Origin of the sequence: Micromonospora sp. TSRI0369 (assembly GCF_001905625.1) — a bacterium.
GTDB classification, from domain to species: Bacteria; Actinomycetota; Actinomycetes; order Mycobacteriales; family Micromonosporaceae; genus Micromonospora; species Micromonospora echinospora_A.
In genome coordinates, this window is sequence record NZ_LIVU01000001.1 from 484711 (window position 1) to 510244 (window position 25534).

The 25534-nt window shown below is 74.0% G+C and carries 25 protein-coding genes and 1 riboswitch; of the genes, 12 read left to right on the forward strand and 13 right to left on the reverse strand.

Features of this window, described 5'->3' with window-relative positions:
• Positions 1–41: 41 nt before the first annotated feature.
• Genes AMK25_RS02355 through kdpF form a run of 4 tightly spaced genes read right to left on the reverse strand, consistent with a single transcriptional unit; the run spans position 42 to position 4862 of the window.
• Positions 42–923: a potassium-transporting ATPase subunit C gene (locus AMK25_RS02355; RefSeq protein ID WP_073825828.1), complete on the reverse strand. Its 882-nt coding sequence runs from the start codon at positions 921–923 to the stop codon at positions 42–44.
• Positions 923–3097 (reverse strand): potassium-transporting ATPase subunit KdpB, encoded by a 2175-nt coding sequence (kdpB, locus tag AMK25_RS02360; protein WP_073825830.1) that lies wholly within the window; start codon positions 3095–3097, stop codon positions 923–925. The genes AMK25_RS02355 and kdpB overlap by 1 nt, the downstream gene beginning before the upstream one ends.
• Positions 3098–3117: 20 nt before the next feature.
• On the reverse strand, positions 3118–4773 hold the full coding sequence (gene kdpA, locus AMK25_RS02365) for a potassium-transporting ATPase subunit KdpA (protein WP_073825832.1): 1656 nt from the start codon (positions 4771–4773) through the stop codon (positions 3118–3120).
• Positions 4773–4862: a K(+)-transporting ATPase subunit F gene (gene kdpF, locus AMK25_RS02370; protein WP_036343797.1), complete on the reverse strand. Its 90-nt coding sequence runs from the start codon at positions 4860–4862 to the stop codon at positions 4773–4775. The genes kdpA and kdpF overlap by 1 nt, the downstream gene beginning before the upstream one ends.
• 287 nt (positions 4863–5149) lie before the next feature.
• On the opposite strand from kdpF, the gene AMK25_RS02375 reads away from it, so the two are divergent.
• Positions 5150–8383 carry an ATP-binding protein gene (locus tag AMK25_RS02375; protein ID WP_073827040.1) on the forward strand — a complete coding sequence of 1078 codons (3234 nt, stop codon included), beginning with the start codon at positions 5150–5152 and terminating at the stop codon, positions 8381–8383.
• Here AMK25_RS02375 and AMK25_RS02380 read toward each other — a convergent pair.
• The 3 genes from AMK25_RS02380 to AMK25_RS02390 form a co-directional block, all read right to left on the reverse strand.
• Positions 8325–9119 carry an ABC transporter permease gene (locus AMK25_RS02380; protein ID WP_073825834.1) on the reverse strand — a complete coding sequence of 265 codons (795 nt, stop codon included), beginning with the start codon at positions 9117–9119 and terminating at the stop codon, positions 8325–8327. The genes AMK25_RS02375 and AMK25_RS02380 overlap by 59 nt on opposite strands.
• On the reverse strand, positions 9116–10069 hold the full coding sequence (locus AMK25_RS02385) for an ATP-binding cassette domain-containing protein (RefSeq protein ID WP_073825837.1): 954 nt from the start codon (positions 10067–10069) through the stop codon (positions 9116–9118). Before AMK25_RS02385 ends, AMK25_RS02380 begins: the two co-directional genes overlap by 4 nt.
• 170 nt (positions 10070–10239) lie before the next feature.
• Positions 10240–10458 carry a hypothetical protein gene (locus tag AMK25_RS02390; protein ID WP_073825840.1) on the reverse strand — a complete coding sequence of 73 codons (219 nt, stop codon included), beginning with the start codon at positions 10456–10458 and terminating at the stop codon, positions 10240–10242.
• Between the two features lie 83 nt (positions 10459–10541).
• On the opposite strand from AMK25_RS02390, the gene AMK25_RS02395 reads away from it, so the two are divergent.
• Positions 10542–11297 carry an SAM-dependent methyltransferase gene (locus tag AMK25_RS02395; protein ID WP_073825843.1) on the forward strand — a complete coding sequence of 252 codons (756 nt, stop codon included), beginning with the start codon at positions 10542–10544 and terminating at the stop codon, positions 11295–11297.
• Positions 11298–11334: 37 nt separating this feature from the next.
• Complete coding sequence (locus AMK25_RS02400) at positions 11335–11760, forward strand: ATP-binding protein (protein ID WP_073825846.1); 426 nt, start codon at positions 11335–11337, stop codon at positions 11758–11760.
• 28 nt (positions 11761–11788) lie between these two features.
• On the opposite strand, the gene AMK25_RS02405 is transcribed toward AMK25_RS02400, so the two are convergent.
• Positions 11789–12637, reverse strand: coding sequence for a DUF3152 domain-containing protein (locus tag AMK25_RS02405; RefSeq protein ID WP_073825848.1), 849 nt, complete (start codon positions 12635–12637; stop codon positions 11789–11791).
• Positions 12638–12776: 139 nt separating this feature from the next.
• On the opposite strand from AMK25_RS02405, the gene AMK25_RS02410 reads away from it, so the two are divergent.
• From AMK25_RS02410 to AMK25_RS02420, 3 genes are all read left to right on the forward strand, one after another.
• On the forward strand, positions 12777–13967 hold the full coding sequence (locus AMK25_RS02410; RefSeq protein ID WP_073825851.1) for a DUF2786 domain-containing protein: 1191 nt from the start codon (positions 12777–12779) through the stop codon (positions 13965–13967).
• Positions 13968–14068: 101 nt separating this feature from the next.
• Entirely contained in the window at positions 14069–14431 is a 363-nt protein-coding gene (locus AMK25_RS02415) for a YciI family protein (protein ID WP_241826245.1), read from the forward strand.
• Positions 14428–15678, forward strand: a complete 1251-nt coding sequence (locus tag AMK25_RS02420; RefSeq protein ID WP_073825857.1) for an RNA polymerase sigma factor — start codon at positions 14428–14430, stop codon at positions 15676–15678. The genes AMK25_RS02415 and AMK25_RS02420 overlap by 4 nt, the downstream gene beginning before the upstream one ends.
• Before the next feature lie 64 nt (positions 15679–15742).
• Here AMK25_RS02420 and AMK25_RS02425 read toward each other — a convergent pair whose 3' ends face one another.
• The 4 genes from AMK25_RS02425 to AMK25_RS02440 all read right to left on the reverse strand — a co-directional run bounded on the left by AMK25_RS02425 (position 15743) and on the right by AMK25_RS02440 (position 19475).
• On the reverse strand, positions 15743–15916 hold the full coding sequence (locus tag AMK25_RS02425) for a CsbD family protein (protein ID WP_073827041.1): 174 nt from the start codon (positions 15914–15916) through the stop codon (positions 15743–15745).
• Between the two features lie 67 nt (positions 15917–15983).
• Entirely contained in the window at positions 15984–18236 is a 2253-nt protein-coding gene (locus tag AMK25_RS02430; protein WP_073825860.1) for a heavy metal translocating P-type ATPase, read from the reverse strand.
• A 17-nt stretch (positions 18237–18253) separates the two neighbouring features.
• Entirely contained in the window at positions 18254–19234 is a 981-nt protein-coding gene (locus tag AMK25_RS02435; RefSeq protein ID WP_073825864.1) for a hypothetical protein, read from the reverse strand.
• 34 nt (positions 19235–19268) lie between these two features.
• Positions 19269–19475 carry a heavy-metal-associated domain-containing protein gene (locus tag AMK25_RS02440; RefSeq protein ID WP_073825867.1) on the reverse strand — a complete coding sequence of 69 codons (207 nt, stop codon included), beginning with the start codon at positions 19473–19475 and terminating at the stop codon, positions 19269–19271.
• 80 nt (positions 19476–19555) lie between these two features.
• Between AMK25_RS02440 and AMK25_RS02445 the strand changes: the two genes are divergently transcribed.
• From AMK25_RS02445 to AMK25_RS02460, 4 genes are all read left to right on the forward strand, one after another.
• A complete protein-coding gene (locus AMK25_RS02445; protein ID WP_013283780.1) occupies positions 19556–19855 on the forward strand; it encodes a metal-sensitive transcriptional regulator in 300 nt (99 codons plus the stop codon).
• Between the two features lie 124 nt (positions 19856–19979).
• On the forward strand, positions 19980–20189 hold the full coding sequence (locus AMK25_RS02450) for an SHOCT domain-containing protein (RefSeq protein ID WP_030503502.1): 210 nt from the start codon (positions 19980–19982) through the stop codon (positions 20187–20189).
• 163 nt (positions 20190–20352) lie between these two features.
• The gene (locus AMK25_RS02455; RefSeq protein WP_073825870.1) at positions 20353–21645 is read left to right on the forward strand and encodes a YibE/F family protein; all 1293 of its coding nucleotides are present in this window, start codon (positions 20353–20355) and stop codon (positions 21643–21645) included.
• Between the two features lie 154 nt (positions 21646–21799).
• Positions 21800–21930, forward strand: a riboswitch (cyclic di-AMP (ydaO/yuaA leader).
• A gap of 4 nt (positions 21931–21934) precedes the next feature.
• On the forward strand, positions 21935–22960 hold the full coding sequence (locus AMK25_RS02460) for a coiled-coil domain-containing protein (RefSeq protein WP_073825873.1): 1026 nt from the start codon (positions 21935–21937) through the stop codon (positions 22958–22960).
• Positions 22961–23020: 60 nt separating this feature from the next.
• On the opposite strand, the gene AMK25_RS02465 is transcribed toward AMK25_RS02460, so the two are convergent.
• Complete coding sequence (locus tag AMK25_RS02465; RefSeq protein ID WP_073825876.1) at positions 23021–23680, reverse strand: carbonic anhydrase; 660 nt, start codon at positions 23678–23680, stop codon at positions 23021–23023.
• A gap of 159 nt (positions 23681–23839) precedes the next feature.
• Between AMK25_RS02465 and AMK25_RS02470 the strand changes: the two genes are divergently transcribed.
• Both AMK25_RS02470 and mycP read left to right on the forward strand, forming a co-directional pair.
• The gene (locus AMK25_RS02470; RefSeq protein ID WP_073825880.1) at positions 23840–24181 is read left to right on the forward strand and encodes a helix-turn-helix transcriptional regulator; all 342 of its coding nucleotides are present in this window, start codon (positions 23840–23842) and stop codon (positions 24179–24181) included.
• A gap of 56 nt (positions 24182–24237) precedes the next feature.
• Positions 24238–25476, forward strand: a complete 1239-nt coding sequence (gene mycP / locus AMK25_RS02475; RefSeq protein WP_241826220.1) for a type VII secretion-associated serine protease mycosin — start codon at positions 24238–24240, stop codon at positions 25474–25476.
• The last annotated feature ends 58 nt before the right edge of the window (positions 25477–25534 follow it).

The following is a 25534-nucleotide window of genomic DNA, read 5'->3' on the forward strand; positions in this document are numbered from 1 at the left end:
AACGCCTCGCGAGGTGAAGGGGGCCCTTCTTAACACTTCCGTCAGCGCGCCGGGAACGCCTCGTCCAGCGCGAGGTTGAGTTCCAGCACGTTCACCCCGGGCTCGCCCATGAAGCCCAGCGCCCGGCCGGTGGTGTGCTCGGCGACCAGCCGCCGTACCGCCGCCGGGTCCGCGCCGCGCTCCCGCGCCACCCGGGCCACCTGGATCCGGGCGTACGCCGGGGAGATGTGCGGGTCGAGGCCGCTGCCACTGGCGGTGACCGCGTCGGCCGGTACGGCGGGGCGTGCCGGGGCGTCCCCGCGGACCGGGGTGACGATGCCGCCCTCGGCCACGTAGTCGTGGCCGGGCCGGGCCGCCTCCACCGGCACGCCCTGCCAGGTGGTGACGAACGGCGTCGCGGGCGCGGCCTGGTTGACGCTCACCACGCGGGTGATCCGGCCGGTGAGGCCGTCGGCGCGGAACACGGCGAGCACCGCGCCCACCCCGTCCGGCGTGCAGTACGGGCGCCGCCCGTCCACGCCGTCCAGTTCGCCGACCGCCTTGCTGCGGGCGCAGACCTGGGTGAGCAGGCTCTGCGCGGAGGTCTCCTCGTCGCCGGTGAGCGTGTCGACCACGCTCTCCGGGCCGAGGTTGCCGGCCGCGGTGGCGGTCGGGTCGTAACCGTCCCCGGCGGCCGACGGGCGGGACTGGAAGTAGCGCGGGACCGGGTTGCCGTCCGCGTCGGTGAACGACTGGCCGATCAACGAGCTGCCGACGGTACGGCCGTCGACGGTGAGCAGTGAGCCGTCGGCCCTGCCGTCGAGGCCGGGGAGCCGGCCGACGGCGACCAGGGCGAGCGGGTAGAGGAGGCCGAGCAGCACTGTGAACACGAGCACCGCGCGCAGGGCGGCCAGGTGCTGGGCGAGCCAACTGGGAAGGCGCATCACGAGATCCCCGGGACGAACTGGACGAGCAGGTCGATGAGCTTGATGCCGACGAACGGCACCACGATGCCGCCGAGGCCGTAGAGCCACAGGTTGCGGCGCAGCAGCGCGGACGCGCTAGCCGGGCGGTAGCGCACGCCGCGCAGGGCCAACGGGATCAACGCCACGATGACGATCGCGTTGAAGACGACGGCGGAGAGGATCGCCGACTCAGGGCTGGCCAGCCGCATGATGTTGAGCCGGTCCAGCGACGGGTAGATGCCGGCGAACATGGCCGGGATGATCGCGAAGTACTTCGCGATGTCGTTGGCGATGCTGAACGTCGTCAACGCGCCCCGGGTGATCAGCAACTGCTTGCCGATCTCCACGATCTCGATCAGCTTGGTCGGGTCGGAGTCGAGGTCGACCATGTTGCCGGCCTCCTTCGCGGCCGACGTGCCGGTGTTCATGGCCACGCCGACGTCCGCCTGGGCCAGCGCGGGCGCGTCGTTCGTGCCGTCGCCGGTCATCGCGACCAGCCGGCCGCCCTCCTGTTCCTTTCGGATCAGGGCAAGTTTGTCCTCCGGCGTGGCCTCGGCGAGGAAGTCGTCCACGCCCGCCTCGTCGGCGATGGCCTTCGCGGTACGCGGGTTGTCACCGGTGATCATCACGGTCCGGATGCCCATCCGGCGCATCTCGTCGAAGCGCTCCCGCATCCCGGCCTTGACGACGTCCTTGAGGTGGATGACGCCGAGCGCCCGGGCCGGTTCGCCGGCCACGTGCTCGGCCACCACGAGCGGCGTGCCGCCGGTGCCACTGATCGCGTCGACCAGTTCACCGACCTGCTCGGTTGGGTGGCCGCCGTTCTCGCGTACCCATTTCATCACCGCGGCGGCGGCGCCCTTGCGGATCTGCCGGACGTCGCAGTCGGCGTCCAGGTCGACGCCGCTCATCCGGGTCTGCGCGGTGAACGGCACGAACGTGGCGTGCGGGATCACACCGGGCTCGCGCTCGCGCAGCCCGTACTCGTTCTTGGCGAGCACCACCACCGAGCGGCCCTCCGGGGTCTCGTCGGCCAGGCTGGACAGTTGCGCCGCGTCGGCGAGCGTGGCCGCGTCCACGCCGGTCACCGGCAGGAACTCGGCGGCCTGCCGGTTGCCGAGCGTGATCGTGCCGGTCTTGTCCAGCAGCAGCGTATTGATGTCACCGGCCGCCTCGACCGCCCGGCCGCTCATCGCCAGCACGTTGCGCTGCACGAGCCGGTCCATGCCGGCGATGCCGATCGCGGACAGCAGCGCGCCGATGGTGGTCGGGATGAGGCAGACCAGCAGCGAGACCAGGACGACGCCGGTGACGCCGGAGTCGGTGATCGCGGCGCTGTCCGGCGCGGCGGCCTGGTACCCCTTGGCGAAGATCGCCATGGGCTGGAGCGTGACCACGGCGAGCAGGAAGACGATCGTCAGCGCGGCCAGCAGGATGTTCAGCGCGATCTCGTTCGGCGTCTTCTGCCGGTTGGCGCCCTCGACCAGGGCGATCATGCGGTCGATGAAGCTCTCGCCCGGCTTCTGGGTGATCCGCACGACGATCCGGTCGGAGAGGACCCGGGTGCCGCCGGTGACAGCGCTGCGGTCGCCGCCGGACTCCCGGATCACCGGGGCGGACTCGCCGGTGATCGCCGACTCGTCGACGCTGGCGATGCCCTCCACCACGTCGCCGTCGCCCGGGATCACCTGCCCGGCCTCGACCAGGACGATGTCGCCCTGGCGCAGTTGCGGCGCTGGCACCGCCTCGTCCCGGTACGCGTTCGCGGCGGCGCCCGGCGTCCAGCCGACCAGGCGGGTGGCGATGGTGTCCTGCTTGGCCCGGCGCAGCGTGTCGGCCTGTGCCTTGCCGCGCCCCTCGGCGACCGCCTCGGCCAGGTTCGCGAAGATCACGGTGAGCCAGAGCCAGACGGTGATCGCGATCGCGAAGACCGACGGGTCGGTCACCGCGAGCACAGTGGTGAACAACGCGCCGATCTCCACGATCAGCATCACCGGGTTGCGCCACAGCGTGCGCGGGTCGAGCTTGCGCAGCGCGTCCGGCAGCGACCGGAGCAGCTGGCGAGGGTCGAGCAGTCCGCCGCCGACCCGGCCGTCGCGGCGGCCCGGCGTGCCGAGGGCCGGCGCGTCGGCGGTCTGCACAGGTGCTGTCATGTCCGTGTCTCTCATGGGGGTCACAGCCCTTCGGCCAGCGGGCCGAGCGCGAGTGCGGGAAGGAAGGTGAGCGCGACGAGGACCACCGTGACGCCGACGACCATGCCGACGAACAGCGGCCGGTGGGTCGGCAGGGTGCCCTCGGAGGCGGGTGTGGGTTGCTGGCGGGCGAGCGATCCGGCCAGCGCGAGCACGAAGATGATCGGCAGGAACCGGCCGAGCAGCATGCAGAGCCCGAGCGCGATGTTCCACCACGGCGTGTTCACTGTGATGCCGGCGAACGCGGAGCCGTTGTTGTTGCTGGCCGAGGTGAACGCGTAGAGCACTTCGGACAGTCCGTGCGGCCCGACGTTGAGCGCTGTCGAGTCGTTGCCGGTGGCGAACGCGGCGGCGGTGCCGGCGAGCACCAGCGCCGGGGTGATCAGGAAGTACATCGAGGCGAACTTGATCTCGCGCGAGCCGATCTTCTTGCCCAGGTACTCGGGGGTGCGCCCGACCATCAGCCCGGCCACGAACACCGTGATCACGGCGAGGATCAGCAGCCCGTACAGGCCGGCGCCGACGCCGCCGGGCGCGACCTCGCCGAGCATCATGTTGCCCAGCGTCATCATGCCGCCCAGAGCGGTGTACGAGTCGTGGAACGAGTTGACCGCGCCGGTCGAGGTGAGCGTGGTGGCCGCCGCGAACGTGGCCGAGTTGGACACGTCGAAGCGCACCTCCTTACCCTCCAGCGCCGCGCCTACCGCCTGCGGCACCGTGCCGTGGCCGGCCAGCTCGAACACGTTGGTGAGGGTGATGCTGGCGAGCGCGAGGATCGCCATGACGGCGGCGATCGCGTAGCCCTGCCGCTTCTGCCCGACCATCCGGCCGAAGACCCGGGGCAGGCTGAACGGGATCACCAGGATCAGGAAGATCTCCAGCCAGTTCGTCCACGCGGTCGGGTTCTCGAACGGGTGGGCGCTGTTGGCGTTGTAGAAGCCGCCGCCGTTGGTGCCCAGCTCCTTGATGACCTCCTGGCCGGCCACCGGCCCGCCGGTGATCGTCTGGGCCCCGCCGGTCAGCGTGGTCACGTCGGTGCCGCCGGACAGGTTCTGCACCACCCCGCCGAGCATCAGCGCGAGCGCGCCGAGCACCGCGATCGGCAGCAGGATCCGCAGCGTGACCCGGGTCAGGTCGACCCAGAAGTTGCCCAGCTCGCCGGTGCGGCTGCGGGCGAAGCCCCGGACCAGCGCCACCGCGACGGCGATGCCGACAGCGGCCGAGACGAAGTTCTGCACCGCCAGGCCGGCCATCTGCACCAGGTGGCCCATCGTCGACTCACCCGAGTACCACTGCCAGTTCGTGTTGGTCACGAACGACACAGCGGTGTTCCAGGCGCCGTGCGGCACCACCGGGTCGAAGCCCAGCGAGAGCCACAGATGGTTCTGCAGACGCTGGAACGCGTACAGGAACAGCAGGGAGACCGCCGAGAAGGCCAGCACCGAGCGGGCGTACACGCCCCAGGTCTGCTCGGCGGCCGGGTTGACCCCGACCAGGCGGTAGATCCGCCGCTCGAGGAGGGACGACCGGGTTCCGGCGACCACCCGGTACATGTGGTCGCCGAACGGCCGGTGCACGGCGGCGAGCGCCGCCACCAGCGACAGGACGAAGAGCACGCCGGCTGTCGTCATGCTCATCAGAAACGCTCCGGGAACAGCAGGGCGACGACCAGGAACACGCCCAGCCCGATCGCCAGCACCAGGCCGACGGCGTTGACTGCGCTCACAGCTTCTCCACGCCCCTCACCACGAGGGCGAGCGCCGCGAACAGCCCCACCGTCAGCAACACGAACAGCACGTCAGACACGGCTGATCTCTCCTAGCGGAAGATGTCCTCGCGACCGCCTGCCGGTCGCGCCGGGCAATCAAAACGCCAGGTCCGGGGGTACGGACAGGGGCTATAACGCGACCATGACGCGCGGCCGCGGTTTCTTGACGCGCTTTTCACGCCGCCTGCACGAACCGCCCCGGCGCGGGGGCCGTGACGGGCCGGCCCGCCGCCTACGCTGGCCCGGTGGCCACCGAACTGAGCCTGCTGTCGGACGTGGTCTGCCGGGGTGTGCCGGTCGGTGGGGCCCGGCTGCGCGGGCTGTTGGCGCTGCTGGCCGGGCGACTTGGGGCGGGCTGCGGCACCGGGGCGCTGGTCGAGGCGCTCTGGCCGGAGGAACCGCCCCGGCACCCGGTGAAGGCGTTGCAGATCCTGGTGTCCCGGGCCCGCGCCGAGCTGGGTGCCGACCTGATCGTGCGGACCGCCACCGGCTACCGGCTGGCGCTCACCGACGCGCAGGTGGACGCGGCGGCGGTGCTGCGGCACGCGGAGGCGGCGGCGCGGCGGGCCCGAGCCGGTGAGCACGCGGACGCGCTGGCCGAGGCGGAGGCGGGGCTGGCGTACTGGGCCGGCCCGCCGGGCGACGAGCCGGGCGAGGGCGATCCGCTCACCGCGTTGCGCGCGGACCGGGCGGCCACGTACCGCGCGCTGTCCCGGGCCCGGGCGATCGCGTTGTCCCGGCTCGGCCGGCCGGCGGAGGCGCTGCCCGGGCTCGCCGCGCTGGCCGCCGGGACCCGCCACGACGAGGAGCTGCTGGCCGAGCTGCTCCGCTGCGAGGCGGCGGTGACCAGCCGGTCGGCGGCCCTGACCCGGTACGACGACTACCGTCGCTCGCTCCGCGACGAGCTGGGCGCCGACCCGGGGCCGGCGCTGCGCGAGCTGCACCGGGAGCTGCTCGACGGGGAGAGCCGGGTGGCCCGGCCCGGCATCCCGTACGAGCCGAACACGCTGCTCGGCCGCGACGACGACCTGACCGCCGTGGAGTCCCTGCTGACCGACGCCCGGGTGGTCTCCGTCGTCGGTCCGGGCGGGCTGGGCAAGACCCGGCTCGCGTACGCGGTGGCCCGGCGCGCGCCGCAACGCGCCGTACGTCTGGTGGCGCTCGGCGCGGTCACCGCCGACGGCGACGTGCCGGACGCGGTCGCGGCGGCGCTGGGGGTCGGCGAGCCGGTGGCCGGCCCGGTCGGCGCGCTGCCGGTGCCCGCCGACCCGGTCGCCGCGATAGTGGCGGCGCTCGGCACCGGGCCGGTGCTGCTGGTGCTGGACAACTGCGAGCAGGTGGTCCGGGGCGTCGCCGAGCTGGTGGCGGCGCTGCTGGCGGCGACCCGGGAGCTGCGGGTCCTGACCACCAGCCGCACCCCGCTCGGGTTGACCTCGGAGGCGGTGCACGCGCTGCCCGAACTGCCGCTGGACACGGCCGTGGAGTTGTTCACGCAGCGGGCCCGGGCCGCCCGGCCGGGCGTGGTGCTGCCCGCCGAGCAGGTGGCCGAGGTGTGCCGGCACCTGGACGGGATGCCGCTGGCGATCGAGCTGGCCGCGGCCCGGGTCCGGGCGATGAGCGTGCCGGAGCTGGCCCGCCGGCTGGACGACCGGTTCGGGCTGCTGCGCGGCGGCGCACGGGACGCGCCGCCGCGCCACCACACGCTGCACGCGGTGGTCGACTGGAGCTGGAACCTGCTGCGGCCGGAGGGGCGGGCGGCGCTGCGGGCGCTGTCGGTGTTCCCCGACGGCTTCACCACGGCGGCGGCCGACCGGGTGCTGGGCGACGACGCGCTGCCGGTGCTGGAACATCTGGTCGACCAGTCGCTGCTGCGCGTGGAGGAGACGCCCGAGGCGATCCGGTTCCGGATGCTGGAGACGGTGCGGGAGTTCGGCGCGGCCCGCCGGTCCGAGGCCGGCGAGACGGACCCTGTCGTGGCGGCGTTCCTCGCCTGGGCCCGCGAGTTCGGTCTCGGGCAGCACGAGACGCTGCTCGGCCCCGAGCCGTTCACCGCCCTGGCGGCGGTCCGGTCCGAACAGGACAATCTCGTCGCCGCGCTGCGACTGGCCTCGGCCCGGTCGGACGCGCCCACAGTGGTCGGCGTCGCCGCCGCGCTCGCCGCGTTGTGGACGCTCGACACCAGCTACACCCGGATGCTCACGCTGGTCGCCGACACCGACTTCCTGCTGTCCCACTACCGGCCCGCGCCGGAGTTCGTGGCGCCGGCCCGTACCGTGGCCGTGCTCGGCGTGGCGCACAGCCTGATGATCGCCGGACGGCGGGCGACCCGCTCGCTCGTGGTGCTGCGGAGGCTGCCGCCGCCCCCGACGGGCGACCTGGTCGGCGCGATGGCGACGGTCCTGGGCGCGATCCCCGAGATCGTGGCCGACCCGGCCGCGCTCGCCGCGCTGCGCGCGCATCCGCAGCCGCTGGTCGCCGCGATGGCGAACGGCCTGGCCAGCTACCTGCTGGAGCAGGCCGGGCGGCCGGACGACGCGCTGGACGCGGCGCGGCGGATGCTGGACGCGCTGGCCCACCGGCCGATCCCGTGGCTGCGGGTGCTCGTCCACTCGCGGATCGGCGAGTTGTGCATGCAGACCGAACGCTCGACGGAGGCCCGGGATCACCTGACCGCCGCGCTGGACCTGCTTGCCGACTCCGGCCCGTGGTGGGACCGGCTCCAGATCCGGTGGAGCCTGGTCCTGGTGAACCTCGGGCTCGGTGAGGTCGACGAGGCGGAACGCTGGCTGCGGCTGGCCACCGCCGACGCCTGCGACGGCCGGTACGACGCCGCGCCGGCGCAGGACGACCAGTACGGCATGCGGGCGTACGAGCGCGGCATCCGGGCCGAATTCGCGCTGGCCCGGGGCGACGTCGACGCCGGACTGGCCGGCTGGCGGGAGGCGCTGGACGGGTTGCGGCAGCCGGCCGACCCGCTCATCTGGTCCGGACCGCCCGGCGACGCGCCGTGGCACCTGGAGATCCGGGCGGCCGCCCTGGCGGCACACGCCCGGCACGGCCGGCTGGACCTGGTGCCGGGGCTCGCCGACGCGCTGCGCCGCAGGAGCGCGGCTCTGCTGGCCGACCCGATCGCCGACGCGCCGGGCTTTCTCGTGCAACTGCCGATCCACGGGTCTCTGCTGCTCGCCGTCGCACTGGTCGAGCTGGACCGGTCGGGCGGTGCCGGCGACAAGGCTGCCGGCGCCCGGCTCGTCGCGCTCGCCGAACGCTTCGGCTACCAGCGCAACTTCCAGCCCACCATGTCCTCGGCGGCGGCCCGGCAGGCGGCGCGGGACGCCGACCCGGCGGCGTACGACGCGGCCCGCGCGTCGTACGCCGCCCTCGACCACGACGAGCTGCGGCTCGTCGCCCTGGCGGAACTCAGCGGGACGGGTCCCGGTCGTACAACCGGCGCGCCCACAGGTAGCCCACCAGGCTGATCCCGGCACACCAGGCCACCGCCGCGAGCGCGTCGCCGCCGCCGACCGGACCGGCCAGGAGCAGCCCGCGCAGCGTCTCCATGATCGGGGTGAACGGCTGGTGCTCGGCGAACCAGGCGAGCCACCCGGGCATCGAGTCGGTCGGCACGAAACCGCTGCCCAGGAACGGCAGCAGCATCAGCGGCATCGGCAGGTTGCTGGCGCTCTCCACGCTCTTGGGCACCATGCCCAGCGCGACCGACAGCCAGGTGATGGCGAACGCGGTGAGGGTGAGCAGCCCGGCCGCGGCGAGCCACTGCGCCGGGCCGGCATCCGGCCGGAAGCCGACGAGCAGCGCCACGGCGACCACCACCGCCAGCCCGATCAGCGTCTGCGTCACCGCGCCCACGACGTGGCCGGTGAGCACCGCCGCGCGGGCGATGGACATGGTGCGGAACCGGGCCACGATGCCCTCGGTCATGTCCATGGCCACCGAGATCGCGGTGCCCTGCGCCGCGCCGGCCAGGGCGAGCAGCAGGATGCCGGGGGTCACGTAGTCGACGTACGCGGACCGGCCCCCGGCCACGCCGCCGAGCCCGTTGCCGAGCGTGCCGCCGAAGACGTAGACGAACAGCAGCAGGAAGACCACCGGCAGGGCGATCACCACTGCCGTCAGGGACGGATAGCGCACCGCGTGCTTCAGGTTGCGGCGCAGCATCGTCGCCGAGTCGCCGACGGTGTGGGCGAGCGTGCTCATGCGGTCACCTTCTCCTCGGTGCGGTGGCTGGTGAGGGCCAGGAAGACGTCGTCCAGGTCGGGGGTGTGCAGGCTCATCGACTCGACGGCGACGCCGGCCGCGTCGAGCCGGTCGAGCAGGGCCTTCACCCCGCTGACGCCGCCGTCGCCGGGCACCCGCAGCGTGAGGTCGTCGTCGTGCCGGGTGGCCGCCGGGAACAGCCCGGCCGCCGCGGCCAGTTGCGCCGGGTCGGTGAAGTGCAGGCGTACGTGACCGCCGGGCACCAGCCGCTTCAGCTCGGCCGGGCTGCCCTCGGCGACGAGGCGACCGCCGTCGAGCAACGCGACCCGGTCGGCCAGGTGGTCGGCCTCCTCCAGGTACTGCGTGGTCAGGAAGACGGTGGTGCCCTCGGCCACCAGCTCCCGCACGATCTGCCACATCGCCCGCCGGCTGCGCGGGTCCAGGCCGGCCGTCGGCTCGTCCAGGAAGATCAGCCGGGGGCGGCCGACGAGCGTCATCGCCAGGTCCAGCCGCCGCTTCATCCCGCCCGAGTACGCCGCCGCCGGCTTGTCCGCCGCGTCGGTCAGGTCGAAACGGGCCAGCAGGTCGTCCACCACCCGCCGTCCCTCGATCCGGCCCAGATGCCGCAGGTCGGTCATCAGCCGCAGGTTCTCCGCGCCGGTGAGCAACGCGTCGACGGCGGAGAACTGGCCGGTCACGCCGATCACGGCGCGTACCCGGTCCGGCTCGGCGGCCAGGTCGTGGCCGGCGACGCGCACGGTTCCGCCGTCCGGTCGGATCAGCGTGGAGAGGATCTGCACTGTGGTGGTCTTGCCGGCGCCGTTCGGGCCGAGCAGGGCGAAGACCGTGGCCCCGGGTACGCGCAGGTCGATGCCGTCGAGCACCACCTGCTTCCGGTACGCCTTGCGCAGCCCGGTCGCCTCGACCATCGGTGAGGTTGTCGTCGTCATGCGGTAACCGTGACGGCGGCGGGGATCAGCGCGGTTTCACGGCGGTTTCACGCCCACCGGACAGGGGCGCGGACCTCAGCGCTCGACAGCGCGGGCAACTAGTGCCTCGGCGAGGTCGCCGAGTCACTCGTGCACCGCGCTGTGCACGGCCCTCGTGACTGAGCGTGCGGTCAGCGGGGCATCGCCCGCCAGCCGGAGCCACTCGCGCGCCACGCGCCCGCCAGGATGCTCGCCGAGCCACGGCTCGGGCACTGCTGGATCTTGGACCGGCCGGACGCCCCGCCGATCTGTGCCTGGACCTGCCACTGGCTTCCGTCGGTGCAGATGTAGACGTCACGCCGTCCGCGAGGGTTGTTGACGCCGTTCCACCAGTGTTCCTCGACCACCATGTCGTGACCGTACCGCAGGAGACCCGGAGCAGCACAGACGCAAATCGGTTGCCGCCGTCGGCCGGGCGGCGCACGCTCCCCGGATGACAGCACCGGACCTGCCGCGCAGCTTCACCATCCGCGAGGGCGACCTGCGGATCCTCAATCCGTTCGACGACGTCAAGCTGGCCACGCTGGGCCGCGCGATCCGGCTGCGACCCGGCGACGAGCTGCTGGATCTGTGCAGCGGCAAGGGCGAGCTGCTCTGCACCTGGGCCCGCGACCACGGGGTCACCGGCACCGGGGTCGACATCAGCAGCGCCTTCACCGCCGCCGCCCGGGAACGCGCCGCCGAACTGGGCGTCACCGAGCACGTACGGTTCGTGCACGGCGACGCGGCGGCGTACTCACCGGAGCGGCCGGTCGACGTGGCGGCCTGTGTCGGGGCGACCTGGATCGGCGACGGGGTGCCGGGCACGCTGGAACTGCTCGGCCGGGCGTTGCGGCCCGGCGGCATGGCGCTGGTCGGCGAGCCCTACTGGCGGCGGGACCCGCCGGACGAGGAGACGGTCACCGGCTCGCACGCCCGGTCCCGGGACGAGTTCCACGACCTGCCCGGCCTGGTGCGGCTCTTCGGCGAGTGCGGCTGGGACCTGGTCGAGATGGTCCTCGCCGACCAGGACAGCTGGGACCGGTACGCGGCCGCGCACTGGCTGAACCTGCGCCGCTGGCTGGACGCCAATCCGGACGACGAACTGGCCCCGGAGCTGCGGCGGGAGCTGACCGAGGACCCGCTGCGGTACGTCCGCTTCCAGCGCGAGTACATGGGGTGGGGAGTGTTCGCGCTGTTGCGACGGTGACTGCTTAACGAACGGCTACGCAGGGTAAAGCCAGATCATGGGACAGTTGCGCACCTCGCCGCCGCCGCCACAGGCCTCGGAGCTGGAGCGGTGGGTGCTCGACTCCCCGGAGGATCTGCGCGTCCTGCGCGCCTCGCTGCGCGACGCGCTGAACCGGCACGGCCTGGTGCAGGGTGAGGACCTGGACGAGGTGCCGCACCTGGTCGTGCTGGTCGCCACCGAACTGGCCAGCAACGCGCTGCGGCACGGCCGCCCGCCCACCATCATCACGCTGCTCGCCACCGACGACCGGTTCCTGCTCGACGTGGCCGACCACGACGTCAGCTCGGTGCCGGAGCTGACCGACATCAGCCCGACGGACTCGGGCGGGCGCGGACTGTTCCTGGCCCAGTCGGTCTCGCTCGACGTCGGCTGGTACGCCACCGGGTCCACCAAGAACATCTGGGCCGCGTTCTCCCGCTGACGGCCCGGGACGGTCGCCGGGCGAGGGCTCAGCGGTCCCCGGCCGGGATCGGGTCGTCGTACTGGCCGGACGGCCCGGCGAGCGGTTCGCCGTCCACGATCGGCCACGGGTTCGGCGTGCACCCGTGCAGCCCGAGCGTCTGCTGCACCATCACCGGCGCCGGACCGCCGGCCCGGGGGCAGCGCTCGTGTCCCCGGCCCAGCCGGTGACCGACCTCGTGGTTGAGCAGGTACTGCCGGTAAAGGTCGAGGTCGGGCACGTGCGGCACCCCGTACACCCAGCGGGCCACGTTGATCACCACCTGGTCGCCGTTGCGGCAGGACGTGTATCTGTCGCTCGGGTCGCCGCAGAGCCGCCCCCGGGTCACCGGCGTGGTGAGCAGCACGGTGAAGTCCGCCCTGTCGTCGCGGCCCACCCGTTGCAGCCGCCACCGGCCGTCGCCGGTCCAGCCCCGCCGGTCGGCGAGCGTCGCCGCGACCTCGCGGGCGAAGCGTTCCACGTCCACGTTGCGGATGCCGTCCTCGACGGCGACCCGGTAGCGCAGCAGCTCGCCGGAGCGCCCCGCCACCGCGCCGACGGTGTCGGCGGTGCGGAAGGTGCCGCTGCCCCGGGTCGGGTAGCCGATGCCGGGCGCCACCCGTCCGGCCGCCGGGACCGGCGTCGGCACCGCCGTCGGCGAGGGACGCGCGTCCGGCGCGGGCGCGCTCGGCGCCGCCGCCTGCACGGTCCGCCGCACGTCGACGCGGTCCAGCAGGTCCGGGTGCCGCGCGGCGTACCCGCCGGCGGCGAGCACGGCCCCGACCAGGACCACCGCCAGGATCCGCCCGGATCGCGGCCTCCGCCGTCGCCGGTGCAGCCCTCGGTCACGCCCGCCCACGTCGATCTCCGTCCGTCGCCCCCACCCGCTCGGGCAGGAGTACGGACGGCAGGCCGGGAAGGTTGAACGGGCGGGCCGGGTACCGTCGGGTGTCGGGGTGAGCGAGAGGCCGCCTGCCGGAGTTCAGGGAGAGCCACCCGTGTCACCAGCCGACCGACTGCTCGACGACGCCGTGGCGACGGCGCGCGGCACCGACGTACGCGCCGCCGAACGGGCCCTCGACGGGCTGGTGGTGGCCGACGGCGCCGCGGTGGACGCGGCGCTGCTGGCCCGGCTGACCCGGGACGTGGGCCGGCTCTGGCCACGCGGCTGGCAGCCCGCCGACCTGGACCGGCTCGCCACCCGGCGGCTGACCCCGCGCGGGGCCCGCCTGCTGCGCGACGCCATGGCCGCCCAGCGGCGCACCCTGCCGGCACCCGTCCCGGAGTGGTTCGACGCGCAGCTCACCGAGGCCGGCGCCCGCTGGGACGACGACGCGGGCTGGCTGGACCGGCGCGCCGACGGCGACCGGATCACCGCGCTGCGGGACGCCGTCGACGCGCTCGTCCTGGTGGCGGGGCTGCCGCCGATCGCGGTACTGCGGCCCCCGCCGGGCTCGGCCGCCGTCCCACACGCCGCCGCGACGCCGAGCGGTTCCCGGATGCTCGACCGGGTACGCGCGCTGCTCGCCAAGGCCGAGTCGACCGCCTATCCGGCCGAGGCGGAGGCGTTCACCGCGAAGGCGCAGGAGCTGATGGCCCGGCACAGCATCGACGCGGCGCTGCTCGACGCCGCCGCCGAGCGGTCCGGTGCTCCGGGCGGGGTCCGGATCGGCGTCGACGCCCCGTACGCGGCGGCGAAGGCGCTGCTGGTCCAGGAGGTGGCGGCGGCGAACCGGTGCGAGTCGGTCTGGTCCGACGACCTGGGTTTCGCCACGGTGCTCGGCTTCCCGGCCGACCTGGCCGCGGTGGAGCTGCTGCACACCTCGCTGCTGGTGCAGGCCACCGCCGCGATGCTGCGCGGCCGGGGTGAGCGCGGCAAGGCCGGCGGACGGCGTACCAAGGGCTACGACGAGTCGTTCCTCAACGCGTTCGCGCTGCGGATCGGTGACCGGCTGCGCGAGGCCAGCGCGGTCGCGGCCGAGGAGAGCGACGACGACCGGCTGCTGCCGGTGCTCGCGGCCCGCTCGGACGCCGTCCGGGAACGCGTCGACCAGCTCTTTCCCGGCACCACGCGGCACCGGCTCCAGGTGCGCGACGAACAGGGCTGGGTCTCCGGCACCAGCGCGGCCGACCGGGCCTCGCTCGACCCGGGCCGCCCGGCGCGCCGCCCGGTACGCGGGGCCCGCTGACCTTTTCCCGGGATGATGTCGGTTCGGGCGGACCGGCTCCGACCCGTCTGCGAGGCGCCACCGACGGTGGCCCCGGACCCGAGGAGTGACCCGTGAAGTACATGCTGCTGATCTGGAACCGGCCCGGCTTCGTGGAGGAGCTGTCCGAGGCGGAGCGCAACGCGATCTTCGGCGAGGTCGACGTGATCATGAAGGAGCTGACCGAGTCCGGTGAGCTGGTCGGCGGTGAGGCGCTGGCGCACCCGTCGCAGGCCCGGACGGTACGGCCGGCGGCTTCCGGCGGCACCGAGATCACCGACGGGCCGTTCGTGGAGAGCAAGGAACAGTTCGCCGGCTACCTGACTGTCGACTGCGAGACCCCGGAGCGGGCCGCCGAGATCGCCGCGCGCTGGCCGGACGTGCGGCACGGTTTCGGCGTGCTGGAGGTGCGCGCGGTGATGGAGCAGGCCGGGACGGAGATGTGACCTCACCTGCGGTCGAGGACCTGCTGCGCACGCTCGCGCCGCAGGTCCTCGGCGTGCTCGTGCGCCGGCACGGCCAGTTCTACGCCTGCGAGGACGCGGTCCAGGAGGCGCTGCTGGCCGCCGCCGTCCAGTGGCCGGAGCAGGGCCTGCCGGACCACCCCCGCTCGTGGCTGGTCACCGTCGCCACCCGCCGGCTCACCGACGAGTGGCGCCGTGAGCACGCCCGCCGGGCACGCGAGGTCGCGGTGGCGGTCCGGCAGCCCGCGTACGCGACTGTCGCGCCGCCCGCCGACGAGGAGCCGCCGAGCGGGGACGACACGCTGAAGCTGCTGTTCCTCTGCTGCCATCCGGCGCTGCCGGTCAGCGCGCAGGTGGCGCTCACGCTGCGTGCGGTGGGCGGGTTGAGCACCGCCGAGATCGCCCGCGCGTACCTGGTGCCGGAGGCGACCATGAGCCAGCGGATCCGCCGCGCGAAGCAGCGGATCGAGGCGGCCGGCGCGCGTTTCACGCTGCCTTCGCCGGCCGACCGCGACGAGCGGCTGGGCGCGGTGCTGCGCGTGCTCTACCTGGTCTTCAACGAGGGGTACGCGGCGTCGAGCGGCGAGGCGCTGCACCGGGCGGAGCTGACCGCCGAGGCGATCCGGCTGGCCCGGGAGCTGCGCCGGCTGCTCCCGGACGACGGCGAGGTGGCCGGGTTGCTGGCGCTGATGCTGCTCACCGACGCGCACCGGGCGGCGCGTACCGGGCCGGACGGCGAGCTGGTGCCGCTGGCCGAGCAGGACCGCGGCCGGTGGGACCGGGCTGCGATCGAGGAGGGGGTGGCGCTGGTGACCGAGGCGCTGACCTGGTCGTCGCCGGGGCCGTACCAGGTGCAGGCGGCCATCGCGGCGGTGCACGCGGAGGCCCCCTCCGCGGCGACCACTGACTGGCCGCAGATCGTCGCGCTCTACCGGGTGCTGGCCCACATCGCGCCGAATCCGATGGTCACACTCAACCAGGCGGTCGCGGTGGCCATGGTGGACGGTCCGCGCGCCGGGCTCGCGCTGCTGGAACCGCTCGACGCCGACGGCCGGACCGCCGGCCACCACCGTCTCGCCGCCGTCCGCGCGCATCTGCTCGACCTGGCCGGGGACCGGGCGGACGCGCGGGCCGCGTACCTGGCCGCCGCGCGGGCCACCACCAGCCTGCCGGAGCGCCGTTACCTCCAGGCCCGCGCCGCGCGCCTGACCGGTGACCGGCCGCGCTGAGGCGGGCCTGGACAGCACGCCGGGCCGGCCCGAGGGCCGACCCGGTGGGTGTGCGTCGCGTACGTCAGCTCTTGAAGGCGTCCTTGATCTTCTCGGCGGCCTGCTTGAGCTTGGCGCCGGCCTGGTCGTTGCGGCCCTCGGCCTCCAGGCGCTCGTTGTCCGTGGCGCGGCCGACGCCCTCCTTGACCTTGCCCGCGGCGTCCTGGGAAGTGTTGTCGATCTTGTCGTCGAGACCCATGATGACCTCCACTGATGCGATTGCCTGACGACAACTGGTTACCCCGTCGGCCGCCCGCCCAATCCCCTCACCCGATCGGGCGGAAACGCCGCAGCCGCAGACTGTTGCCCACCACGAAGACCGACGAGAAGGCCATCGCCGCCCCGGCGAGCATCGGGTTGAGCAGCCCGGCCGCCGCGAGCGGCAACGCCGCGACGTTGTAGGCGAACGCCCAGAACAGGTTTCCCTTGATGATCGCCAGCGTGCGCCGGGAGAGCCGGATCGCGTCCACAGCCGCGGTCAGGTCACCCCGGACCAGCGTCAGGTCGGCGGCCTCGATGGCCGCGTCGGTGCCGGTGCCCATGGCCAGCCCGAGGTCGGCCCGGGCCAGCGCGGCGGCGTCGTTGACCCCGTCGCCGACCATCGCGACCACCCGGCCCTCGCCCTGGAGCCGCTCGATCACCGCGACCTTCTCGGCGGGCAGCACCTCCGCGATCACCTCGTCGATGCCGACCTCCTCAGCGACCGCCCTCGCCACCGTGGCGTTGTCGCCGGTGAGCAGCACCGGTGTGAGCCCCAGCTCGCGCAGCCGGGCGACGGCCGTCCGGCTGGTCGGCTTCACCGCGTCGGCCACCGCGAGCACGCCCCGGGCCCGCCCGTCCCAGCCGGCCAGGATCGCCGTCCGGCCCGCCGCCTCCGCGCCGGTCGCGGCCCGCGCGACCTCCTCGGGTACGTCGAGACCCCGCTCGCGCAGCAGCCGCGCCCGGCCGACCACCACGGTCCGGCCCTCGACCGTGCCGGTCACGCCGAGCCCTTCGGCGTTGGCGAACTCGCCGACCGGCGGCAGCGGCCCGGCCTCGGCCGCGCCCTCGGCGACGGCCCGGGCGATCGGGTGCTCGGAAGCGGCCTCCAGCGCCCCGGCCACCCGGAGCAGCTCGGCGGCGTCCTCGCCGTCGGCGGGCAGCACCTCGGCCAGCGCCATCCGGCCGGTGGTGACGGTGCCGGTCTTGTCCAGCACCACGGTGTCGACCCGGCGGGTGGACTCCAGCATCTCCGGCCCCTTGATCAGCACACCGAGCTGCGCGCCGCGTCCGGTGCCGACGAGCAGCGCCGTCGGCGTGGCCAGGCCGAGCGCGCACGGGCAGGCGATGATCAGCACGGCCACCGCGGCGGTGAACGCGGCGGTCGTACCCGAGCCGGTGCCGAGCCACCAGCCGAGCGTGCCGGCGGCCAGCGCGATCACGATCGGCACGAAGACGCCGGAGATCCGGTCGGCGAGCCGCTGCACGGCCGCCTTGCCGGTCTGCGCCTGCTCCACCAGCCGCGCCATCTGGGCGAGCTGGGTGTCGCCGCCGACCCGGGTGGCCCGCACGACCAGCCGGCCGCCGGCGTTCACAGTCGCGCCGACCACCGTGTCGCCCGGCCCCACCTCGACCGGCACCGACTCGCCGGTGAGCATGCTGGCGTCGACGGCCGAGGTGCCCTCCTCGACCACGCCGTCGGTGGCGACCTTCTCGCCGGGCCGGACCACGAACCGGTCGCCGACCGCGAGCCGGTCGACCGGGACCTGGACCTCCTGGCCGCCGCGCAGCACCGCGACGTCCTTGGCCCCGAGTTCGAGCAGGGCGCGCAGCGCCGACCCGGCGGTGCGCTTGGAACGGGCCTCGAAGTACCGCCCGGCCAGGATGAACACGGTCACCCCGGCGGCGGCCTCCAGGTAGATGTTGCCGGCGCCGTCGCCACGGGTGATGTCGAGGCTGAACGGGTGCTTCATCCCGGGCATGCCGGCGTCGCCGAGGAACAGCGCCCAGAGCGACCAGCCGAACGCGGCGAGCGTGCCGAGCGAGACGAGCGTGTCCATGGTCGCCGCGCCGTGCCGCAGGTTGACCAGGGCGGCGCGGTGGAACGGCAGCCCGCCCCAGACCACGACCGGCGCGGCCAGCGTGAGCGAGGCCCACTGCCAGTAGTCGAACTGCCAGGCCGGAACCATGGCGAGCACGATCACCGGCACGGTGAGCACGGCGGAGACCCAGAGCCGCGTACGCGCGGCGCGCAGCTCGTCCACCGGCTCCCCGGCCGCTGCGGCCGCCTGCTCGGGCGGGGGCGGCACCACGGCGGTGTAGCCGGTCTTCTCGACTGTGGCGATCAGGTCGGCCGGCGCGATGTCGTCGGCGTACCGGACGGTGGCCTTCTCGGTGGCGTAGTTCACAGTCGCCTCGACGCCGTCCATCCGGTTGAGCTTCTTCTCGATCCGGGCGGCACAGGACGCGCAGGTCATCCCGCCGATCGCCAGCTCGATCAGGTTCGGCGCGGTGGGCAGCGCCTTTCCCGTGGCAGTCATCGCGGCGCCTCCGGCGCTCAACTGTGCCCGTGCCCCGGCGTGCCGTGTCCGGCGTCCGGGGTCGGTGCGGTGGTGGATGCCGGCGCGGTGGGCGCCGGCGCGGTCCGGTCGCCGGCCAGGACTGTGAACTCGGCCGTGTGCACCGCGTCGCCGTGCCGGAAGTCCAGGTAGAGACGGTACGCCCCGGCCGAGGGCACCTCCGCGGCGAACGTGATCGCCGGACCGGCCGGTGTGCGCCCGTCGCCGGGCGTGCCCTCCGGGTGCACGTGCAGGTAGGCAAGGTCGCCCTGCCGCAGCGCCACCAGGTGCCCGTACGCGCCGAGGTAGGGCTGCAGGTCGGTGACCGGCCGCCCGTCGCGGCTGACGGAGAGCGTGAGCCGGCTGGTCCGGCCCGGCTCCGGCGTGCCGGTCAGGGTGACTGTGTAGCCGTCGACCGTGGTGCTGGTGGCCGGTTCCGGCAGCGGACGGGCGGCCAGCTCACCGGGGACCGTGACGTCCAGGCCGAGCGTCAGCGGCTCGCCGCCTTCGGGCGTGAAGTCGGCGAACGCCCGCCAGGCCCCGGGGCCGTCGAGCGGGGAGGCGACCCGCCAGGTGCCGTCGCCGGCCATCTCCGGGTGGACGTGCCGGAACCCGGAGAGGTCCCGGCGGGCGACGATCAGGTGCATGCGCTTGTCGTGGGCCACCTCGAAGCGGGTGACCGGCGCGCCGTCCGGGCCGGTGATCCGGAAGGCGAACTGCCCGGCCGCCGCGGTGGCGGGCTGGAGCGTGTAGCCGCGTTCGGAGACGAGCAGCCCGCCGGGCAGGTGCGCGGCGGCGCCGCCCGCCTGGCTCTCGTCACCGTGACCGGTGTCGCCGGTCCCGTGGTCGCTGCCGCTGTCGTCGTGGCGGGTCTCGGCGGCCGGGGCGACGGGGTCGGCCAGGTTGCCGATCCCGTACGCCGCGCCGAAGACCGCCACGAGGCCGAGCGCGAAGCCGCCGAGCTTCGTCGCCGTATTCATGGTTTCTCCTCGTTCCCGCGGGTCCGTGGACCCGTCACGCACCGACGAGGTCGTAGCCGGCCTCGTCGACCGCCGCCCGGACGGCGTCCGCGTCCAGCGGGTTCTGACTGGTGACGGTGACCCGGCCGGTGGCCAGGTCGACCTGGACGTCGGTGACGCCCGGAAGCGCGCTCAGCTCGGTGCTCACCGACTTGACGCAGTGGCCGCAGGTCATGCCGCTCACCTGGTAGGTGCTCTCCATCTCGCCCTCCGATCCTATACCCCCTGGGGGTACTGTCGACACGTTAGCATACCCCCGAGGGGTACGCTATCCTCGTTTTCATGACCGCGCCGTCCAGCCCGACCCGGGGCTACACCGCCAGCAAGGACCAACTCCTCGCCCGGCTCCGCCGCATCGAGGGTCAGGTCCGGGGCATCGAGAAGATGGTCGAGGACGACCGTTACTGCATCGACGTGCTGACCCAGATCTCGGCCATCCAGGCGGCGCTGGACAAGGTCGGCCTCGGCCTGCTCGACGGGCACGCGCGGCACTGCATGCACGAGGGCGCCGCCGAGGGCCGGGCCGACGAGATGGCGACCGAGATGATGGCCGCCGTCGGCCGCCTGATGAAGCGCGGCTGAGGGGGACCTCCGGCCCTCGGAGCAGGGCACATCGACCCGACCCGACGCGCCCGCGCGGACGTACCGTCGAAGTGGCGGGCAGGCCGGCCCGGCGGACCCGCGGTGACGGACGGAGGGCGGCCCGATGATGTGGCAGAGCCCGATGATGGGCTGGATGTGGATCTGGTCCCTGCTGGTCCTCGCGGTGCTGGCGGGGCTCGTCTGGGCGGCCGTGCGGTGGACCGGCCCGCAGTACCTGGGCCCGACGACGGCCCGGCGCATCCTCGACGAGCGGTACGCCCGCGGCGAGATCGACGAGGACGAGTACCGGCGACGCCGGGCCGGCCTGGCCTGACCGCGCGGGCCGCGCGTCCCCGGCCACGGTGCCCGGGAGCGCTCAGCCGGGCTGCCTACCATGTCGGGGCGACGACCCGGACGTGGTCGACACGTCCGCGCCGGCCCGGTGACCAGACCGGTCCGGCGGACCAGGCGTCGCCGCGACCGTTGGGAGAGACGCCTTGGGTGCCGACCACACCCGCCCCGCACCGCCCACGCCACCGGGCGTACGGCGGCTGCTCGTCGCCGTCGTGGTGCCGCTGTTCGCGCTCACCGTGATCGCGGCGCTGGTGCTCTGGCCCCGGCAGGACCGGGAGCCGGTCGGCGGCGCGGACGTCCCCCGCTACCACGGCACCGTGACCCGGGTGGTCACCGAACCCTGCCCGCCGACCCCGGAGGCCCCGGAGGGCGCGGAGGGCGCGGGCGGCCCCTGCGGCACCGCGACCGTCACCGCCGAGCAGGGCCCGGACGCGGGCCGGCAGGTCGAGACGCCGCTGCCGGCCGGGCCGGGGGCGCCACGGGTCGAGGTCGGCGACAAGATCGTGCTGGTCGAGCTGATCGACCCGGCCGACCCGTCGGTGAAGTCCTACAACATCGCCGAGCACCAGCGCGGCACCCCGCTGATCTGGCTGCTGGTGCTCTTCGCCGCCGCGATCGTGGCGTTCGGGCGCTGGCGCGGGCTCGCCGCGCTCGGCGGCCTGGTGGCCAGCTTCGCGATCCTGCTCGGCTTCGTGCTGCCCGGCATCGGCGGCGGCCAGCCGCCGCTGCTGGTGGCGATCGTGGGCGCCGCGTTGATCATGTTCGTGGTGCTCTACCTGACGCACGGGGTCACCGCGCAGACGTCGGTGGCGGTGCTCGGCACGCTGGGCAGCCTGGTGATCACCGGCGTGCTCGGCCTGCTCGCCACGTCCGCCACCCACCTGACCGGCTTCGGCAGCGAGGACGCCACCACCCTGTCCATGTTCCGGGCCGACGTGGACCTGCACGGGCTGCTGCTGGCGGGCATCATCATCGGCTCGCTGGGCGTGCTGGACGACGTCACGGTCACCCAGGCGGCCACCGTCACCGAACTCGCGCACGCCAACCCGGGACTGTCCCGGCGGCAGCTCTACCGGGCGGCGACCCGCGTCGGCCGGGCCCACATCGCGTCCACCGTCAACACCATCGTGCTGGCGTACGCGGGCGCCTCGCTGCCGCTCCTGCTCCTGCTGGTCGCCGACTCCCGCCCGGTGAGCCAGATCCTCACGAGCGAGTTCCTCGCCCAGGAGATCGTCCGCAGCGCGGTGGCCACGCTCGGCCTGATCGCGGCCGTACCGCTGACGACCGCACTGGCCGCGATCGTGACCACCGCCGGACGGCGCGCGCCCGGCGCGGAGCCCGCGGAGCCGGCGGCCCCCGCGCCCCGTCCGCCGGCCGGACGCGACGACGCGCTGGAGGCGCTCGGCGGCGGAAGGAGTACGGAGGCGACATGGTGAGACTCCGCACGGTGACCATCGATTTCAAACGCGACGCTGGTCACGGCGGGCCACGGCGAAATCTCGCTATTGGTCGGCTTCCGGACGTAGATCCGCAGGAGTGCTGTCGGGTAACCTCGCTGCCGGTCACCGCCGAAGGCGCGCACCGGCGCCAGCGGTGCCGCCGCCCAATCGCCTACGGGCGAGCCGGGGAACCAGGTACATGGGGTGAATCCGCGCGAGCGGTAGGGGCCACTTCCGTCCCGAACCCGTCAGCTAACCCGGTCGGCGGCCGACGGAAGGGAACACTGTGACGCCACCCCTGCGCCGCTGGCTGACACCCCTGGTGGCCGTGCTGGCCTCGCTGGCAGTGCTGGCCGGGCCGAACGCGGCGACGGCGGCCCCCGCCGCCGCGGCCCCGAAGCCGTCCGGGCACGAGGAGGACGGCGAACCACCGCTCATCACCGAGGCCATCGACAGCGCCAACCGGAACTTCCTCCAGGCGAAGGCGAAGCTGGCCAAGTCGCAGGACCGCCAGCGGCGGCTGGCCGCCGAGGTGCAGACGGCACAGGCCGAACTCGAGGCGCTCAGCCCGCAGGTCAACCAGCTCGCCGCCCAGTCCTACCGGACCGGCCGGATGGGCGCGATGGCGATGCTGCTGGAGAGCAACTCGCCCGACTCGTTCGTCCGCCGCGTCAACGCCCTGGACGAGCTGAACCTCCTCAACGCGCAGCGCCTGGCCGCCATCAACGCGGTCAAGACCCGCGCCGAGCAGGCCAAGATCGCGCTCGACGCCGAGGTGCGCGAGCAGGAGAAGCAGAAGAACGCGATGGAGCGCGAGAAGGTGCAGGCCGAGCGCGCCCTCAAGCTCGTCGGCGGCCTCGGCTTCACCGGCGGCCTGGTCGACGCCACCTCACCGGTCGCCAAGATCGGTCCCGGCCGCACCGCCGACGGCGGCTGGAAGGCCGAGTCGTGCAGCGAGAACGACCCGACCACCTCGGGCTGCGTCACGCCGCGGACGCTGCACGCCTACAAGGAGGTCCGGCGCGCCGGCTATACGCGCTTCGTGGGCTGTTACCGGCCGGGCGGGCCGTGGGAGCACCCCAAGGGCAAGGCGTGCGACTGGTCGCTGCAGAACAGCGGCTTCGCGCCCTGGCACAACGACGACACCCGCAAGTACGGCAACGACGTGGCCGCCTTCCTCATCCGCAACGCCGACCGGCTGGGCATCTACTACGTCATCTGGAACCGGCAGATCTGGTTCCCGGCCACCGGCTGGAGTTCGTACAGCGGGCCGTCGAACCACACCGACCACGTCCACATGTCGATGCTCTGACCTGGACGCAGACAGAAGGGGCCGCCCGTGGGCGGCCCCTTCTGTCGTCCGGCGCCGCGGTCAGCCGGCCAGCGCCGCGTCCGCGTCCGCCGGCGCCGAGGGAGCGGGCAGTGGCGCCGGGACCTGCGCCACTGTCCGCACCTCGCCGCCGGAGAGCCGGTACGACATTCCCACCACCGTGCATCGGCCCGCAGCGACCCGCTCGGCCAGCACGGCGGACCGGGCCAGCAGCGTCTCCACGGTCTGCGCGATGTGGACGTCGACGATGCCGTCGAGGTCGTCGATCCCCTGCCGGGCGGCCCGCAGCAGGCTGGGCGAGACCGCGTCCACCACCGCGCCCAGGTGTCCGGCCGGCGCGGCGCCGGTGCGGACCCCCTCCCGGGCGGCCTGGACCGCGCCGCAGGAGTCGTGCCCGAGCACCACCACGAGCGGCGTACCAAGCACGGTGACCGCGTACTCGACGCTGCCGAGCACCTCGGGCCCGGCGGTGTGCCCGGCGGTACGCACCACGAAGAGGTCGCCGAGACCCCGGTCGAAGATGATCTCCGCCGCGAGCCGCGAGTCGGAGCAGCCGACGATCACCGCGAAGGGGTGCTGGCCGTCGGCCACTGCCGCCCGGTGCCCGGCGTCCTGATTCGGATGCTGCGGCACACCGGTGACGAACCGGTGGTTACCGGTGCGCAGTTCCGCGAGCGCCTGCTCCGGGCTTCTCGGCGTCATCTGCCTCACCTCGTCTACCTGGGGAACGACCAGGCCGTACGGCCTCACGACTTCACGGTCACACGACGTCTGGGGCACGTCAAGATTCGTGATACGCATTTCATACTTTCCCGTGCCGGGCCGCGTCCGATTCGGGTCGACCGCGTCGGTGGCCATAGCATGACCACCATGGCGACGACACCAGGTGAGGACGGGAGCCGCCGTAACTGGACCTTCCTCACCAATCACGGGCATGTGCTGCTGGCGATCGCGCGCAACCCCACCGCGCGGCTGCGGGACGTGGCCGACGAGGTGGGCGTGACCGAACGGGCGGCCCAGGCCATCGTCGCCGACCTGGAGGCCGGGGGTTACCTGCAGCGCACCCGGGTGGGGCGGCGCAACGAGTACACGATCAACCCGACGGGACGCTTCCGGCACCCGGCGGAGGCCGACCAGCAGGTCGGCGCCCTGCTGGCTCTCTTCGCCGCCGAGCCGGCCGGCGACGTCGCCGCCGACCGGTGACCGGCTCCCGCGACCGCGTGCGCCCGCGCGGGCGCGCGCGACGGTAATCTCACCGCGTGCGCGACAGCTTGCGGCCGGGCGCGACAGAGCGACGCGTCCGGGCCGGACACCGGATCAGGTCCGTCCTCTCCGGAGCGGCGGCGGCCGCCCTGCTCGGCGGCGCGCTGACGGTGCCCTCGCCCGCGGTGGCCGCCCCGAAGTGCGGGCCCACCGGTGGTCCCGCGCCCACCGAGACACCGTGGGCGCTGAGCCGCCTCGACCCGGCCGCCGCGTGGCGGGTCGGCAAGGGCGCGGGGATCACCGTCGCCGTGATCGACTCCGGGGTCTCGCCGTCCCATCCCCTGCTGCGCGGGCGGGTGCTGCCCGGTGAGGACTTCAACCAGCTCGTCCGGCTCCAGGGCCAGTGTGACCTGGTCGGTCACGGCACCATGGTCGCCGGCATCATCGCGGGGCGGGAGGGCACCGGCTCGCCGTACACCGGCATCGCGCCGGAGGCCCGCATCCTGCCGCTGCGCGTGCTGGCCGAGAACAAGGAGAACTTCGACCCGGACGTGCCGGCCGAGATCGGCAAGGCGATCCGCTGGGCGGTCGACAACGACGCCGACGTGATCAACCTGTCCCTGGTCACGCTCGACGACCCGGCGCTGAAGTCGGCCGTGCAGTACGCGCTCGACAAGGACGTGGTGGTCGTCGCCTCCGCCGGCAACCGGCAGGAGAACCGGGAGGACCGGCCGGCCTATCCGGCGGCGTACCCCGGGGTCATCGCCGTCGCCGGCCTGGACGAGCAGGGCGGGCATGTGGGCAGCTCGGTCAGCGGGGACTATGTGGACATCGCCGGTCCCGGGCTGAACATCGTCGGGCCCGCGCCGCAGGGGTCCGGCTACCGGGCCGAGCCGCAGGGCGGGACGAGCTTCGCCACCGCGTACGTCTCCGGGGTCGCCGCGCTGGTACGGGCCGCCCACCCCGACATCAGCACCGCCGAGGTCGCCCACCGGCTGACCCGCACCGCCGACAACCCGCCCGACGGACACAACGCCGACGTCGGCTACGGGATGGTCAACCCCTACCGGGCGGTGACCAGCCTGCTCGGCACCCGTGCGGACCCGCCGCTGGGCGCCATGCCGCCGCCGGCGCCGCCCACCGACCCGCTGGCGTGGCAGCGCACCGTCGCGATCTGGGTCGCCGTCGTCGGCGGGCTGCTCGCCGGCGTCCTGCTGACGCTGCGGCCGATCCTGGTACGCGGCCGGCGACGCGGCTGGCGCCCCGGCCGACGGGACGTCCCGCAGGACGCCTGACCGGCCGCCGCGCCGTCGACGCGAGGCGCGACGGCACTGCCGGAATACACGACATGCC

Bases quoted from the DNA above. Each gene is read 5' to 3' on its own strand.
- AMK25_RS02355 (WP_073825828.1), bottom strand. From the start codon at position 923: ATGCGCCTTCCCAGTTGGCTCGCCCAGCACCTGGCCGCCCTGCGCGCG.
- kdpB (WP_073825830.1), bottom strand. From the start codon at position 3,097: ATGACAGCACCTGTGCAGACCGCCGACGCGCCGGCCCTCGGCACGCCG.
- kdpA (WP_073825832.1), bottom strand. From the start codon at position 4,773: ATGAGCATGACGACAGCCGGCGTGCTCTTCGTCCTGTCGCTGGTGGCG.
- AMK25_RS02380 (WP_073825834.1), bottom strand. From the start codon at position 9,119: ATGAGCACGCTCGCCCACACCGTCGGCGACTCGGCGACGATGCTGCGC.
- AMK25_RS02385 (WP_073825837.1), bottom strand. From the start codon at position 10,069: ATGACGACGACAACCTCACCGATGGTCGAGGCGACCGGGCTGCGCAAG.
- AMK25_RS02390 (WP_073825840.1), bottom strand. From the start codon at position 10,458: ATGGTGGTCGAGGAACACTGGTGGAACGGCGTCAACAACCCTCGCGGA.
- AMK25_RS02395 (WP_073825843.1), top strand. From the start codon at position 10,542: ATGACAGCACCGGACCTGCCGCGCAGCTTCACCATCCGCGAGGGCGAC.
- AMK25_RS02400 (WP_073825846.1), top strand. From the start codon at position 11,335: ATGGGACAGTTGCGCACCTCGCCGCCGCCGCCACAGGCCTCGGAGCTG.
- AMK25_RS02415 (WP_241826245.1), top strand. From the start codon at position 14,069: ATGCTGCTGATCTGGAACCGGCCCGGCTTCGTGGAGGAGCTGTCCGAG.
- AMK25_RS02425 (WP_073827041.1), bottom strand. From the start codon at position 15,916: ATGGGTCTCGACGACAAGATCGACAACACTTCCCAGGACGCCGCGGGC.
- AMK25_RS02430 (WP_073825860.1), bottom strand. From the start codon at position 18,236: ATGACTGCCACGGGAAAGGCGCTGCCCACCGCGCCGAACCTGATCGAG.
- AMK25_RS02435 (WP_073825864.1), bottom strand. From the start codon at position 19,234: ATGAATACGGCGACGAAGCTCGGCGGCTTCGCGCTCGGCCTCGTGGCG.
- AMK25_RS02440 (WP_073825867.1), bottom strand. From the start codon at position 19,475: ATGGAGAGCACCTACCAGGTGAGCGGCATGACCTGCGGCCACTGCGTC.
- AMK25_RS02445 (WP_013283780.1), top strand. From the start codon at position 19,556: ATGACCGCGCCGTCCAGCCCGACCCGGGGCTACACCGCCAGCAAGGAC.
- AMK25_RS02450 (WP_030503502.1), top strand. From the start codon at position 19,980: ATGATGTGGCAGAGCCCGATGATGGGCTGGATGTGGATCTGGTCCCTG.
- AMK25_RS02465 (WP_073825876.1), bottom strand. From the start codon at position 23,680: ATGACGCCGAGAAGCCCGGAGCAGGCGCTCGCGGAACTGCGCACCGGT.
- AMK25_RS02470 (WP_073825880.1), top strand. From the start codon at position 23,840: ATGACCACCATGGCGACGACACCAGGTGAGGACGGGAGCCGCCGTAAC.